The 13,717-nt window shown below is 57.1% G+C and carries 13 protein-coding genes; 9 read left to right on the top strand and 4 right to left on the bottom strand.

Annotated features, from left to right (window positions below):
- Positions 1-75: 75 nt before the first annotated feature.
- Positions 76-723, bottom strand: a complete 648-nt coding sequence (locus DW133_RS02505; RefSeq protein WP_118274931.1) for a hypothetical protein — start codon at positions 721-723, stop codon at positions 76-78.
- A gap of 1 nt (position 724) precedes the next feature.
- On the bottom strand, positions 725-1,867 hold the full coding sequence (locus DW133_RS02500) for a DUF3426 domain-containing protein (protein ID WP_118275190.1): 1,143 nt from the start codon (positions 1,865-1,867) through the stop codon (positions 725-727).
- A 229-nt stretch (positions 1,868-2,096) separates the two neighbouring features.
- On the opposite strand from DW133_RS02500, the gene mpl reads away from it, so the two are divergent.
- The 7 genes from mpl to DW133_RS02465 all read left to right on the top strand — a co-directional run bounded on the left by mpl (position 2,097) and on the right by DW133_RS02465 (position 10,077).
- Complete coding sequence (mpl, locus tag DW133_RS02495) at positions 2,097-3,455, top strand: UDP-N-acetylmuramate:L-alanyl-gamma-D-glutamyl-meso-diaminopimelate ligase (RefSeq protein ID WP_118274929.1); 1,359 nt, start codon at positions 2,097-2,099, stop codon at positions 3,453-3,455.
- Complete coding sequence (locus DW133_RS02490) at positions 3,455-4,039, top strand: YqiA/YcfP family alpha/beta fold hydrolase (RefSeq protein ID WP_118274927.1); 585 nt, start codon at positions 3,455-3,457, stop codon at positions 4,037-4,039. Before mpl ends, DW133_RS02490 begins: the two co-directional genes overlap by 1 nt.
- 32 nt (positions 4,040-4,071) lie before the next feature.
- Positions 4,072-6,087, top strand: a complete 2,016-nt coding sequence (locus DW133_RS02485) for a ribonuclease catalytic domain-containing protein (protein ID WP_118274925.1) — start codon at positions 4,072-4,074, stop codon at positions 6,085-6,087.
- Between the two features lie 61 nt (positions 6,088-6,148).
- The gene (aroE, locus tag DW133_RS02480) at positions 6,149-6,973 is read left to right on the top strand and encodes a shikimate dehydrogenase (RefSeq protein WP_118274923.1); all 825 of its coding nucleotides are present in this window, start codon (positions 6,149-6,151) and stop codon (positions 6,971-6,973) included.
- A gap of 411 nt (positions 6,974-7,384) precedes the next feature.
- On the top strand, positions 7,385-8,836 hold the full coding sequence (gene mgtE / locus DW133_RS02475) for a magnesium transporter (protein ID WP_369907912.1): 1,452 nt from the start codon (positions 7,385-7,387) through the stop codon (positions 8,834-8,836).
- A 200-nt stretch (positions 8,837-9,036) separates the two neighbouring features.
- Entirely contained in the window at positions 9,037-9,558 is a 522-nt protein-coding gene (locus DW133_RS02470; RefSeq protein ID WP_118275188.1) for a glycine zipper 2TM domain-containing protein, read from the top strand.
- Between the two features lie 18 nt (positions 9,559-9,576).
- Positions 9,577-10,077, top strand: a complete 501-nt coding sequence (locus DW133_RS02465; RefSeq protein ID WP_118274919.1) for a hypothetical protein — start codon at positions 9,577-9,579, stop codon at positions 10,075-10,077.
- Positions 10,078-10,110: 33 nt separating this feature from the next.
- On the opposite strand, the gene DW133_RS02460 is transcribed toward DW133_RS02465, so the two are convergent.
- Complete coding sequence (locus DW133_RS02460) at positions 10,111-10,398, bottom strand: KTSC domain-containing protein (protein WP_118274917.1); 288 nt, start codon at positions 10,396-10,398, stop codon at positions 10,111-10,113.
- Positions 10,399-10,509: 111 nt separating this feature from the next.
- On the opposite strand from DW133_RS02460, the gene recR reads away from it, so the two are divergent.
- Positions 10,510-11,121: a recombination mediator RecR gene (recR, locus tag DW133_RS02455; protein ID WP_118274915.1), complete on the top strand. Its 612-nt coding sequence runs from the start codon at positions 10,510-10,512 to the stop codon at positions 11,119-11,121.
- Positions 11,122-11,243: 122 nt separating this feature from the next.
- Complete coding sequence (locus DW133_RS02450; RefSeq protein ID WP_118274913.1) at positions 11,244-12,206, top strand: AEC family transporter; 963 nt, start codon at positions 11,244-11,246, stop codon at positions 12,204-12,206.
- 88 nt (positions 12,207-12,294) lie between these two features.
- Here the strand turns inward: DW133_RS02450 and DW133_RS02445 are convergent, their stop codons facing one another.
- Entirely contained in the window at positions 12,295-13,566 is a 1,272-nt protein-coding gene (locus DW133_RS02445; protein ID WP_118274911.1) for an amidohydrolase, read from the bottom strand.
- Between the last annotated feature and the right edge of the window lie 151 nt (positions 13,567-13,717).

Genomic DNA, 13,717 nt, shown 5'->3' with positions numbered 1-13,717 from the left:
TGCCCAGGTTGGTACCGCATTGTAGAAAGAAAAAGATCAAAGAAGCGAAAAATCATCCTCACGGATGATCCTCGGTTACGAATTTGCACGATTTTGGAGTACTTTTTGAAGATTTTCGGCGCTGATGCGTCCTTCGGCTTCCCAATCGGCCTGATATTCGTCCTTTTCGCCGCGAGCGGGGTTGCTGCGGGACAAATGGGGTTCCAGAACGTCAATGCGAATGGCTTCCATGGCACCCTGCCATGGAATGACAAACCCCATCGACTCGTTGGCGCGTGCAAAGGCGCTTACCTGCGGGTCGAGCGCTTCGAGCTCATATCCCTCATCCATCAAGACAGCCAACAGAGACTTAACGTCGTCGGTAAAGACTTCCAGGCAGATCGGAGAGTCTTCCGTGGCCGCCCCGTTTAAAACTGAGCCGGTGAGGTAGGCTTCAAACCCCCGGAGGCTTTCGAGAACCGAAAGGGCAAGTTTGCGTTTGCAAAAAAGCGTTTGTGCGTGGCCTTCGGGATCAAAAAGCGCAAAATGCGCGCGCACGGCCGTTTCAATCTCATCGGAAGCGGGAAGTGCGTTGCCCGGAAGCGATCTCGGGCCTCCACACTCCTCAATGGCGCGGGATCGAGCGGCTGACCACGACATGCCTGAGTCGACGATGTGTGCGGCTATACGCTGAGCGAGTTCAATGCGTGTGCGCGAAGCCTCGTTGGCAAACTCAAAGACCATGTTATTTGGCGTATACGGGCGTGACGATGCAACGGGCCGGCGTCACATTGGTCTGCATGCTGAAGCGCACCGTGATTGAACGGTCAGCGGCAAGACTGGCCGGAGGCGGGTTGCTCAGATATTCGGCCGGCGTGAGCGTCTTGTGCATCAGCGTCGTGTCGGCATCGTCCACGAGTTCAATGTCAAGCGACGGAATGGCCTGCGGCATGTCCGAGCCGTTGATGAGAGTGATCTCCAACTGATAATTGCCCGATTCGTCGAGCGCACGCAGATTGGTCTTGCTCACCACAAAAGCCGAAATGTCCGAGAGGAAAAATCCCGGGCAGGGAACTTTGCCGCACACATTGTGAAAGATCGACGTCGTTTGCGGAAACGCTGCGATGATCTTTTGATTGAAGATCACGGCAAGTGCGGCCGCAAGGATCATCAGCAGCAAAAAGGCGGTAAAGACGCTTGCAAAAGCGCCCGTTCGGGCACGAGGACGAGGTGCGGGATCCGTGAGTGTTTCGGCTACGCGGATTTTGTGGGCCTGGGTTGCTTGCGGCTTGTTCTTGGCCGGAATGATTCTGGCAAGCGATGCGTTGGGCTTGCTCACCTGAAGCTCTTCGCCGGGCGTCATGCCGTGCAGACGCAACAGTTGATCGCTTGCGGCAGGCGTTTCGTTTTTCAGAGGAGCAGCCTGCGTCTGAGATTCGGCCACTGTTACCGACGGTTCGATCTGAGGCGCTTGTGTGCCTGCGGGTGCTGCGGCAGGAACGACTGCGTCCGGTTCTTCCGCAGGCTTTTCAGACGGCTTTGCGGCGGCAGGCTTCTCTTGTGATTGTTCGTTCACAAGAATGGCGGAGGGAAGTTCCGAGGGAGTCGGATCGGTCGGCTTTTGCTGAACAGCCGGAGTCGATTTCATTTCGACTGCGACAGGTTCGGCAGCGGGAGTCGGTGCAGGTTTTTCGCTTTCAACGGCGAAAACGGGGGCCGGCGGAAGATCAGGGAAGCGGTCCTGAGGAACTTCAAGCAGGTGACAGGTGGCATCGAAACTGTGCTGGCAGGCAGAACAGCGCACCGGGCCGCGCTCTGCAGTATCCCGGTCGGGAAGACGCCAGACAGCGCCGCAATACGGGCAACGAGTGACAAATGCCGTGGTCATATCAAAAAAACGAATGAACAGTAGAAAAGAGTGTTGTTGAAGAGCGGTAAGTGTTCCGACGTCAAGCCGAACGATTGTACAGAAACTTGCCGACAAGCCTCGAAGCCTCGCTTTGAGATTCTTCCTTTCGGTCTCCTCAAAGAAAGGCTGCGGCAAAAGCTAAAATTCGAGACAGTGTTGCATCGTTGTCTTGGGGCAGCGGTGCTTTTTTGGAAAGGCTTTCGTCTTTATGCACATTCATATTCTCGGTATTTGCGGTACCTTCATGGCCGGCGTTGCGCGTCTGGCCGCTGCCGCAGGCCACAAAGTGACTGGCAGCGACGCCAACGTCTACCCGCCGATGAGCGATCAGCTCAAGGATGCCGGCATTGAGCTTACCCAGGGGTACAACGCCGAAGATATCTCCGTTGCTCCCGATCTGTGGGTGATCGGCAACGCCATCGGCCGCGGCAATCCGCTTCTGGAAGAAATTCTCGATCGTGGCTTGCCCTATACGTCGGGTCCCCAGTGGTTGAGCGAAAACGTACTCAGAGACCGGCACGTGCTGGCCGTTGCGGGTACGCACGGAAAGACCACCACAAGTTCAATGCTCCTGCATATTCTTTCCAAGGCGGGTTTGGAGCCCGGCTGGCTGATCGGCGGAGTACCGTTTGGCACGCACGCCTCGGCTGGCTTGGGAAAGAGCAAGTATTTCGTGATCGAAGCCGACGAATACGATACGGCCTTTTTCGACAAGCGCAGCAAGTTTGTGCACTATCGTCCGTCGACGGCGATTCTCAACAATCTCGAGTACGACCACGCCGACATCTTTGAAAATCTGGCTGCCATCGAAAAGCAGTTCCATCACTTGGTGCGCACCATTGCCCGCAATGGTCTTGTGATTGTCAATGCCAAGAGCGAAGCGCTCGAGCGCGTGCTGGGCATGGGATGCTGGAGCCGAGTTGAAGAGTTCAATTCGACCTCGGGTTGGAGCGTGGACGACGATCGAGTTGTGCGTTTGGGCGCGACCGTGCAGGGCTCGTTGGCCGAGATGCCGGCCGCAGGCATGCACAACGCGCAAAATGCGCTGGCTGCCGTTGCCGCTGCGCATGACGTCGGGGTCGACCCCAAGCAGGCTATTGAATCGCTCAAGAGCTTTGAGGGCGTGGCTCGTCGTCTGGAAGTCAAGGGCATGCAAAACGGCGTGACGGTCATTGATGACTTTGCTCACCATCCAAGCGCCATCGAGGCTACGATTGCGGCTTTGCGCGGCAAAGTCGGGCGCGATGCACGCATTCTGGCGGTGTTTGAGCCGCGCAGCAACACGATGAAGCTGGGCACCATGAAGGATCGCCTGGCCGGAAGCCTCAAGGATGCCGATCGCGTATTTTGCTACAAGGGCAAGGGTGTCAACTGGGATCCGGCCGGAGCGCTGCTTCCTTTGGGTGGCAAGGCAAGTACGTTTTCGGGTGAGATTGACGCCTTGGCCCAGTTGGTCGCGAGCGACGCCAAACCCGGCGATACCGTCCTTTGCATGAGCAACGGAAGCTTCGGCGGCATCTGCGGACGAATCCTTGAGCATTTGAAGATAAACGGAGAAGCCCGTTGATGCAGACCGTTTTGTATCTGCATGGCTTTTTGTCGGGGCCCGGCTCGAAAAAGGCCTGCGTGCTGCGCGACTTGTGCGAAGCTGAGGGCGCAAACTATGTGGCGCCCGACCTTAATATGTCGCCCGAAGATGCTGCCGCTCTGATCTGGTCGGAGTACGAGAAGGCGGCCGCCGTCGGGACGGTGGCCGTGGCCGGCGCCAGTCTCGGTGGCTTTTATGCCGCTTGGCTTGCCGGACGAACTGGCATCCGTGCCGTGCTCTTGAATCCGGCGGTCGAACCTTGGGATATCGTCAAGCTCTATAACGGTGAGTACAAGTCGTTTACGGGCGACAAGATCGTGCGCGTGACGCCCGACTATGCCGATCAGCTGCGAGCGCTTGATGCCAAGTCCTTTGCCGATCCGGCACGCGTTCTCATGGTGCTTTGTACGGGAGACGAAGTGCTCGACTGGAGACGCGCCGCAAAACGTTTTTCCGATGTGCAGAGCATTGTGATTGACGGTAGCGACCATCGGATCTCGTGTTTTGAAGAGTATGCGGTCGGCGTGCGTGACTTCCTGCTTGCCGGTTCCGACCGGTCCTGAATCAGACATAAGAATTTAAGAAAGCCAACTCGATGTATTTGTTTTTTGAAGAGGCCGGAGACTTCAAGGCCGGAACAGTTCTGAAAAAAGACGGAGCCAACTATCAAGTCGAACTTACGACGGGACGTCGCTGCAAGGTTAAGGCCAATCACGTTTTTTTCGAATTCGAATCTCCCTCGGCCGCGACCTTTTTAACCCAGGCGCAGGAAACTGCCGCTGAGATGGATCCCATGTTCCTGTGGGAGGTGGCTCCCGAAGAGGAATTCGGCTACGAATCGATTGCAGCTGATTACTTTTCTTCGGTGACGGCAGTGGAAAAGGGCGCCGCGTTGATTGCGCTGCACTCCAATCCAGTTTACTTTTACCGCAAGGGCCGGGGCAACTATAAAAAGGCTCCCGAAGATATCCTGCAGCGCGCGTTGCAGGCGGTCGAACGCAAGCGGCTCGAAGAAGAGCGCCGCAAGAATTTGTCCGCACAGATGATTGCCGGAGAATTGCCGCAGGAGATTGCCTGTCGCGTTTACGAACTGCTCCTGAGGCCCGACAAGAACAGCACGGAGTGGAAGGCGCTCAACGATGCCGCTAGCGAAGTTCGCATGAGTCCGCTGCGCCTGATGATGAAGCTCGGCGCCGTGCCCGACGCCTTTACCTGGCACGTCGAGAGCTTCTATCGCACGAATTTCCCCAAGGGCAAGGGGTTTACTCAGGCTGCCAGTGAAGTGCCCGCGGCACCTGACGATCTTCCAGAGGCAGCCGTCGAGGCGTTTTCCGTTGACGATTCGTCGACCACGGAAATTGACGATGCGGCCAGCGTCACACACCTTGAAGGCGGCAAGAGCCGCATCGGTATTCACATCGCGGCGCCCGCACTGATCATGCCTCGCGGAAGCGTTGCCGACGAGTCGGCCCGCAGTCGCATGTCAACGGTCTATGCTCCTGGCATGAAGACGACGATGCTTCCGGAAAGCTGGATCGAACGCACCAGCCTTGACGAAGGCAAATGCGTGCCCTGTGTGTCGCTGTATGTGACGGTCGACGACGAAACGATGGCTGTTCAGGCCACCGAAACGCGCGTGGAGAAAATCACCGTCAAGCACAATCTGCGCTACGACCTGATTCACGAGAAAGTCACTGCTGAAGCGATCGAGGACGGTACGCTTGAGGTGCCTTGTGCTCACGAGATCGGATTTCTGTGGCGTTTTGCCAAGGCGCGGCTGGCAGAGCGAGAAGAGCGCCGCGGCCGTCCCGAGCCGACGGGCCGCATTGATTGGTACCTGGAACTTGAAGGCGAGGGCGAGAACCTGCGCATCATCCGAAAGGGACGCGCGCGCGGCGAACCGTTGGATTTGATGGTGGCCGAGCTGATGATTTTTGCCAACAGCACCTGGGGGCTGTGGCTTGAGGAATGCAAGACCGCAGGCATATACCGCAGTCAGCGCATGGGGCGTGTGCGCATGAGCACGAGTCCTGGTCCGCACGATGGTTTGGGTGTCGTGCGTTACGCCTGGTCGACTTCACCGTTGCGCCGGTATGTGGACTTGGTCAACCAGCGGCAGATCATTTGTGCGGCGGCGGGAACGGCACCTGCTTACATGGGCAACGATTCGGACTTCTATACCATCGTGAGCCAGTTCGAGTCCGTTTATGAAATCTACGGCGAATTCCAACGCAAGATGGAGCGCTTCTGGTCGCTCAAGTGGATCGAGCAGGAAGGCTTGAAGGAAATCGAGGCCGTGGTGATCAAGGGCGATCTGGTTCGCGTGGAAGGATTGCCGTTGGTGCAGCGCATTCCCGGAATGCCGGAACTTGACCGCGGCAGAAAGGTGCTCTTGGGTGTTCTCGGTTTCGACTACATTGACGTGCTCTTTGAGGGCAAACTGCTGGCCGTTCTGGACGAAACCGATGAGGAAGCGCTTGAAGAAGGTGACGGACTTGAGGAAGAAAGCGAAGCTGTTGTAGAGCCGCAGGCCGCCGAGGCGACCGAGCAGAATGCACAGGTAACAGAACAGTCGCCCGAAACTGTCGGCGGCGAAGCGCCAAGCGTTTAAAATCGAGGAAAGGACTCGTGATTTGCAGTTCTTATGAGATTGTCTACCTGCGGGAGGTTGTATGGATAAATATTTTGTGATCGGTCATCCGGTTAAGCACTCGCTGTCGCCAGAAATCCACAAGATGTTTGCCGCGCAGTTTGACATCGAGATGAGCTACGAGACTCGAGATTTCGAACCTGGCGGCTTCATCGAAGGTATGGCAGTTCTTCGCCGCGAGGATTCTCCCAAGGGCGCCAACGTGACGCATCCCTTCAAGATGGACGCTTATCAGTACTGTGACGAAGTGACGCCGCGTGCGCGCAAATGCGAAGCGGTCAACACGCTCATTTTCGACGGTAATCGTGTTCTGGGCGACACCACCGACGGTAAGGGCTTTGTGAACGACGTGACGCAGCGTTGCGGCGCTTCCTTGACCGGTGCTCGTGTGCTTATCCTGGGGGCTGGCGGTGCCGGCCGCGGTTTGGCGGCAGCTCTTCAGGAAGAAGGGTGTGCGCGTATCTATATCGCCAACCGTACTCCTGAGAGAGCGCACTCCGCTGGTGCGGCGCTCGGCTGTGCGTCGGGCAGTTTCGTGGATTTGATCAGCGAGAAATTCGACATCATCGTCAATGCGACGAGTGCCGCATTCTCCGGGGCGGCCCCGGCTGTTCCAAATTGCGTCTTCTCCGAATGCTCGCTTGCGGTGGATCTGACGTATGCGGCTTTGCCGACGCCCTTCATGCAATTGGCGAAAGAATCCGGGGCTGTTCGCGTTGAAGACGGCTTGGGCATGTTGGTTGCTCAGGCGGCTGAAAGCTTCGCACTTTGGACGGGCCGCATGCCGGACACCAAGCCTGTGTACGAAAAGTTGCGTGCAGCATTTGATGCCAGCGTAGCGCTCTGATTGCCGGTATTTGGCGAAAAATTGAACGGCGGGTTTCTTTTGCGGAGGCTCGCCGTTGTTTTGTTGTGGCAACGGGTGGTTCGTTTTTCGACTTGATAGGCAACTGCATGCCATACAGTTCGGCTGTCTTGTTGCGGAGGAACCTTTGTCATCTTCGAGTTGTGTTTTTGCCTAACTTCTGAAGAAGTAGCGGCGGCAGACGCTGATCTCGGCGTACAATGCCGCCCGTAAGCTTTTTTCAAGATGCGCCGACTGTCTGACCGTGCAGGCGGCGTTGCGCCCATACTGTTTAAGCGCTTACGGTCATTGATTCAAGAAGGCACGCCTTTCGAACTTCCCCGTCAACCATTTTTCGCGGCATCCGCAGGGAGAAACGCAGTGACAGAGCCCGACGACAAAAAAGAAGAGCTCTTGGCAGCAGAAGACGATCTCCTGTCGCGCGATCCGGAAGTGGCCAATCGCGCCTTGGAGCGCATTTCCCAAATCTTTGAAGATCAGGAAGACAGAGGCAAGGTCTCGGGTAACGATCCCGAGGAACCGGACGCTGCTGCGCTTGACCTGACGGCCGAGACTGAACTTACCGATGTTCTGAGCGATCTGCATCCGGCCGACATTGCTTACATTCTCGAAGCATTGCCGCCGGAACAGCGTCTGGCGGTGTGGAACCTCGTGCGTCATGAGCACGAAGGCGATGTTCTGGTCGAGGTGAGCGAAGGCGTTCGTGAAACCCTGATCGACTCGATGGATCGCGAGGAGCTCGTCGATGCCGTCGAAGGGCTTGATACGGACGAGATTGCCGACCTGGTTGACGATTTGCCGCCGGATGTGGTGGCCGAGGTTCAGGAAGGCTTGTCGCATGAAGAACGTGCGCAGTTGCGCGCGGCGATGAGCTATCCGGAAGACAGCGTTGGCGCTCGCATGGACTTTGAGATGATCTCGATTCGACAGGACGTGTCGCTTGAGATCGTCCTGAAGTTTTTGCGTCGCTTCGAGTCTTTGCCCGATCACACCGATCAGCTGTTTGTTGTTGATCGCCAGGGGAAATTCTTGGGCGCGTTGCCGGTGGCGCAGATTCTGGTGCATGAACCGACTCGCTCGGTGTCTTCTCTGATGCAGTCCGACATCCTGACGCTTAACCCGTTGGATGATGCGAGCGATGCGGCGCAGGCCTTCGAACGCTACGACTTGGTGAGTTCGCCTGTGGTGGACGAAGCCGGACGCTTGGTGGGCCGATTGACCGTTAACGAAGTCGTTGATGTGATTCGCGAGGAAAGTGCCGAAGATGCGTATGCGGCCGTCGGTCTGGACGAAGAACAGGATATTTTCGGAAGTGTCTGGGATTCCGCCAAAAGTCGCTGGGTGTGGCTCGGTGTCAATCTGTGCACGGCTTTCTTTGCCTCACGCGTGATCAGCGCCTTTGACGGCACGATTTCCAAGGTGGTGGCACTAGCGGCGCTTATGCCGGTGGTTGCGGGCATGGCCGGCAATTCGGGCAATCAGACGCTGACGCTTCTGGTGCGTTCCATGGCTATGGGTCAAGTGACGGACGCCAACACAGGCCGACTGTTGAGAAAAGAGTTGTTGGTGGCGTTGTTGAACGGTCTTGTGTGGGGCGTTATTGCGGGGCTTTGCGTCTGGGGGCTGTACCACGACAGCGCGCAGGGCATGATGCTCGGCGGAGTGATGGCCTTGGCGATGCTACTTAATATTGTGCTGGGCGCGGCTATGGGTTTGGCTGTTCCGTTGGTGCTTAAGGCACTCAACAAAGACCCGGCGATGGGCGGGTCCGTTTTGTTGACGTTTATGACGGACTCGGGAGGCTTTTTGATTTTTCTGGGACTCGCCTCGGTGTTTTTCCGTTAAGCGTGTGCCATAGTGTCTTTTGACGACAACACGTTTTGCAAAGAACTGTCAGCAGTTGTAGCGTCTTACTTTCGGGCGCATCAACTTGCCACAGAAACGCTGTCCAAAATGCCGCAGACGCGGTAAAGTCACAATAAGAAACCGGGATTGGACAACCGTTACCTCGAACGTTCTGAGGCAACGAGAACATGAGAAAAAAGATGAACAAGAAAATTGCAGCATGTGGCGCGCTTTCTGCCGCACTCTTGCTTGCGGGCTGCGCCAACGACGGCACGGCGTACCGCTCGGACGTTTATTGGGCCGGCCAGGTCAACCAGGCTCAGGAAGTGAAGACGGTGCAGATCATCGCCGTGATGCCCGCGCGTATTACCGTCGACAACCGACGTGATCGGAGTGACTCGGCCACGATGGGTACGATTCTCGGTGCCTTGGCCGGTGCCGCGGTGGGTGCAGTAGTAAGCGATTCGCCCGACGCCGTGGTGGCGGGCACAGTGGGCGGTGCCGCGCTCGGCAATGTGGCCGGCAAGGGTATGAGCGGGCGTTCGGAAAACTTTGTCGAGGGCGTTCAGATTACTTTCCGCTACGACAACAAGATCTTCAATTCCGCCCAGGTAGGACGCGTGTGCGAATACAAGACGGGTACGGCCATCATGGTCTCTCCGGCTCCTAACGAAACGCGCATTCAGCCCAACAACCCCTACGGGTGCGGGACATCCAAGTAACTTTTTCGGGTGAGCAAAATGAAAAAGATTCTGCTTGCGGCCTCCTTAGCAGCCGCCTGTTCCATGAGCTGGGCTCAGATCGGGGAAGTGCCGCCCGACTACCCTGCGCAGGCCGCGCAGTATCCGACCAACCCGGTGGACGCACAGATCGAAGCCGTGCGCCGCAACTATGAGGACGTCAAGGCGCGTGCGCAGTTGCGGCTTGATGCCGAACGTCGAGCCAAGGAAGAGCGCGAAGCCGCTCAGGCCAAGGCTCAGGCACGTGAAAAGGCTCGCGCACGGGCAGCCGCTGAGGCTCGTGCCAAGGAAGCGGCCCGCAAAGCTGCCAAACAGGAAAAGTTCCAGGATGAGGAGCGTGAGCTTGAGCTCGAAATGAAGCGTCTGGATGTGCGCTCCAAGAGAAGCGACATCGAGACGAAGGAAGCGATCAATCGAGAGAAGGCACGCCGCGCCAACGAAATTGTCGAGCGTATGCTGGAGTCCGATACGCCAGCCAAAACGCAGGAGCGCTCTTACTGAAAAGAGCGCTCGCGAAACTGAGTTGCTAAAAACCTATTCCCCGAAGAGTTTTCTAAGCTCGTCGGGGATTCCTTTTTTGGCGGGTTTCTTGGTTTCTGCGAGTGCCTTTGCCGAGAGCTCGGTTGCCGAATACTCTTCTTCGATGACATCGCGGTAGTAGCTCAGGGGCTCGGCGGAACATAAAAACCGCTCGGCGACCTCGCTGCCGATGCCTTCGTAACGCAGCACGCGTTTGGTGTCGAACTCAATGTCCAGAGTTCGAGTGACCGGATCGTAGCCGGCAGAGACAATGCCTCCGCGATGAATAGGCTTTCTTCGCATGGATTTCTCCGGATGACTGCGGCACTAATGCCTCTCTCGATTATAGGGCCGCAGCCTCGCTACAATGCCTGGACATTCCCTTAGATCCCATCAAAGAAATCTGAAAAACAAATGGCCGATACCACTACGCACCCGGACGCCCGCATCGCCAAGCTTGAGGAGCTATTTGCTTCGTTGCCCGGCCTGGGGCCGCGCTCGGCCGCTCGTTTGGTGTCGGAGCTTCTGACGACGCGGCGCACAGAGGCGCAAGCGATCAAAGACGGACTGCAGGAGGCTCTGACCCGCGTGCATCACTGCCCTCGTTGCCATACGCTGACGACGGAGCCGTTGTGCAACTTCTGTTCAGACAACACGCGCGACAACACGCACTTGTGCGTTGTGGAAAGTGTCGCTGATCAAAAGGCACTCGAAGCGAGTCTTTCCTACCAAGGGGGCTATTTCGTGTTGATGGGACGCATCAATCCGCTGGAAGGGACGGATCCCGAACGGCTCGGGTTGCCGCTGCTGCTGCAGCGCATTCATCAGGATCGAGTGAGCGAATTGATTCTGGCAACGAGCTATACGCCCGAAGGCGACGTGACGGCGCACATGATTGCAGGCATCGTCAGAAAACACTTTCCCGAAGTGCGAGTGACACGTCTTTCGAAGGGACTGCCCACCGGAGTTGAACTCGAATACGCTGATGTAGCCAGCATTGCCTCGGCGGTGTTCTCTCGGCGCTGACATTTGTCAATCTTTCTTCAGATATTGAAACGCAAGCAAAAATCGCTCGTCTCGGCGCGCGCTAAAGTACAAAAATATTGCTTCAAGGCAAAGGTTTTTGTGGTTTTAAGCGGTTGCGGGAAATGCTCGAAGCGGTTTTGCATTCGGCCGAAGCGGTTCTTGTTCTCTTTTCCATCGCGTTCGTCGGTTTCGAGACGTCGCGTCGCGGTTGGTACAACGAAGACAGCCGCCGCCTGATGGCGCGGCTCGTGAATTTGTGTCTGCCGCTTTTTCTCTTTTACAACGTCACGTCCAAATTCACGCACGAGGATCTCATCAATGTGCTACAGGTCGCGGGGCTGCCCTTTCTGACGGTCGGCTTCAACTGGCTTGTGTCCCTGGCCATTGTGAAGATGGGGTGGGTGAGAAAGGAGATTGCGGGGGCTTTTATTGCCTGTTTTACGGGCGCCACCGTGACGTTTCTGGGCATCCCGGTGATTTCGATCATGTTTGGGGAAGCGGCCATCGGTTACCTGCTTGTCTACTTCTTTGCCAACGTGATCTTTATCTGGACGATCGGCCTATACGGCATTCAGCTCGACGGCGTGCATCGTGCCGGCCGCGCCCAACCTCGACTATTTTCCAAGCGCAGCATCAAGATGTTCTTCCAGCCTCCGCTGCAGGGCTTTCTGTTGGGGGTGCTCTTTGTGGTGTTCGCGTTGCCCGTGCCCGATCCCATCGCGATGATCACGCGTGATCTGGGGCGAGTCACTTCGCCTCTGGCGTTGGTGTTCATCGGCATGACCATTCAGCACATCGGTTTTGAAAAAATCAAGCACATTCCCAAGGAAGTCTGGTTGATCCTTTTTTCCTGCTTCGTGCTGCGTCCGGTTGTGATGTATTTCGCCACCGGTTGGGTCGATATGTCGAGCGAAGCACGTCAGGTCTTTATCGTTTCTTCGAGCATGCCCGTGTCGTCCGTTATCGGCGTGCTGGCGAAAAACTATGGCGCCGACGAAGAGTTCTGCTCGGAAGCCATCGGCATCTCGACGTTGGCGCTTCTCGTTGCGTTGCCTTTGGTTTTGACCTTTGCCCGTTTGGTGTAGCAAAAAGCCGCCGGAACGTCATTTGTTCGCGTTTCAGCGGCCTTCAGCAGCGACGGCAGCGTTGTGACAACGCCGCCGTTGGCAGAGATCACTTCAGAATCGACGGGATGATGTGTGTCCAGACTTCCAGGGCCGGATCAAGATCCGATTCCTTGATGTCGAACGTAGCGGTGTGATGACCCGACGGACGATCCGAACCCCACAGGAAGAAAGCGGCCTTGCCGCCGTGCGCCTGCACGCGGCGCGCGAGGATCGTAGCGTCTTCGCTGCCGCCGAAGTTCAGGGCCTTGTCAACGACAGTGATGCCCGGAGTGGCGCGGCCGGCGGCGTTGAGAATGTCCACGAGTTCCTGATCAGCCGTCAGGTCGACGGCTTCGCCCATCTTGCGCATTTCGTACGTCACGCCGAAGCCCAATGCAACGCCTTTGCAGATGTTGGTGACTTGATCAACCATGTACTGGTTGATTTCGCCCGTTTCTCCGCGCACTTCAAGCTTCATGACTGCCTTGCTCGGGATGACGTTTCGGCCTTCGCCTGCGATGAGCTGGCCGACATTGATGCGGGTCATGCCGCCCGAGTGGCGCGAGATGCCCATCATCTGAACGGTGGCGTTGGCAGCGGCAGTAAGCGCGTTACGGCCGTCCTGCGGGCAGGCGCCGGCATGAGCGGGTTTGCCGTGGAAGGTGACGTCGAGCTTGGTGGTGCAGAGGTAGCCGTAGAGGTTCGTGGCGATTTCGCCCGACTTGGCGCTCATGGCTACATGAGAGCCGAGGAAATAGTCGCAGTCGTCGAGAACGCCGCTTGCGGCCATGCCTGCAGCGCCGCGCACGCCTTCTTCAGCGGGTTGGAAGAGAATCTTGATCTTGCCCGAAAGCTTGTCCTTATTATCCATTACCCAGTGAGCGACCGCGAGGCCCATCGACATATGAGCGTCGTGACCGCAGGCGTGCATGAAGCCCGGATTCTTGGAAATGAAGCCTTCTTTGGCGGGTACGTGTGTCTCATCCGTGCATTCGGTTACCGGCACACAGTCAATGTCAAAGCGAATGGCCAAAGTGGGACCGGGACGGCCGGTATCAAGCACGGCTACGCACCCCGTGAGTTCTTCCATTTCGGCAAGGAGTTCTTCGCTCACGCCATTGCGGCGGGCGCGTTCCAGACCGGCTTTGACGACGGATTCTTCACGACCGAGGCAGGCTTCGGGGTCGATCACTTTGCGGCCCAGCAATACGTCGTAGCCGTAGCCGCGAAGCGTGGTGACGAGAAAGGCCGTCGTGGTGAATTCCGACCAGCCCTCCTCGGGGTTCTGGTGTAGCTGACGGCGAATGTTGATCAATTGATCGTGATAAGCGCTGAGCATGTCGACTCGCTCCTTTTCAAACAAAAACGCACGCACACAAAGCCTTCCGGCAACCGGTGAGCAAGCGCGGTGCCGAATTGAGATGTAACAATGCACGAGCGCGGTCTGAGGTCAGACGAGGCCGCACTCTGTACGAAAGAATGATAGGCCT

The organism is Sutterella sp. AM11-39 (assembly GCF_003472385.1).
GTDB classification, from domain to species: Bacteria; Pseudomonadota; Gammaproteobacteria; order Burkholderiales; family Burkholderiaceae_F; genus Duodenibacillus; species Duodenibacillus intestinigallinarum.
The sequence above is the reverse complement of the archived record's forward strand: the minus strand, read 5'-3'. Positions and strand labels throughout refer to the sequence as shown.

Coding starts and splice junctions, on each gene's coding strand:
- DW133_RS02460 (WP_118274917.1), bottom strand. CDS start 10,398: ATGCGAAGAAAGCCTATTCATCGCGGAGGCATTGTCTCTGCCGGCTAC.
- mpl (WP_118274929.1), top strand. CDS start 2,097: ATGCACATTCATATTCTCGGTATTTGCGGTACCTTCATGGCCGGCGTT.
- DW133_RS02490 (WP_118274927.1), top strand. CDS start 3,455: ATGCAGACCGTTTTGTATCTGCATGGCTTTTTGTCGGGGCCCGGCTCG.
- DW133_RS02470 (WP_118275188.1), top strand. CDS start 9,037: ATGAACAAGAAAATTGCAGCATGTGGCGCGCTTTCTGCCGCACTCTTG.
- recR (WP_118274915.1), top strand. CDS start 10,510: ATGGCCGATACCACTACGCACCCGGACGCCCGCATCGCCAAGCTTGAG.
- DW133_RS02485 (WP_118274925.1), top strand. CDS start 4,072: ATGTATTTGTTTTTTGAAGAGGCCGGAGACTTCAAGGCCGGAACAGTT.
- DW133_RS02450 (WP_118274913.1), top strand. CDS start 11,244: ATGCTCGAAGCGGTTTTGCATTCGGCCGAAGCGGTTCTTGTTCTCTTT.
- DW133_RS02505 (WP_118274931.1), bottom strand. CDS start 723: ATGGTCTTTGAGTTTGCCAACGAGGCTTCGCGCACACGCATTGAACTC.
- DW133_RS02465 (WP_118274919.1), top strand. CDS start 9,577: ATGAAAAAGATTCTGCTTGCGGCCTCCTTAGCAGCCGCCTGTTCCATG.
- DW133_RS02500 (WP_118275190.1), bottom strand. CDS start 1,867: ATGACCACGGCATTTGTCACTCGTTGCCCGTATTGCGGCGCTGTCTGG.
- aroE (WP_118274923.1), top strand. CDS start 6,149: ATGGATAAATATTTTGTGATCGGTCATCCGGTTAAGCACTCGCTGTCG.
- DW133_RS02445 (WP_118274911.1), bottom strand. CDS start 13,566: ATGCTCAGCGCTTATCACGATCAATTGATCAACATTCGCCGTCAGCTA.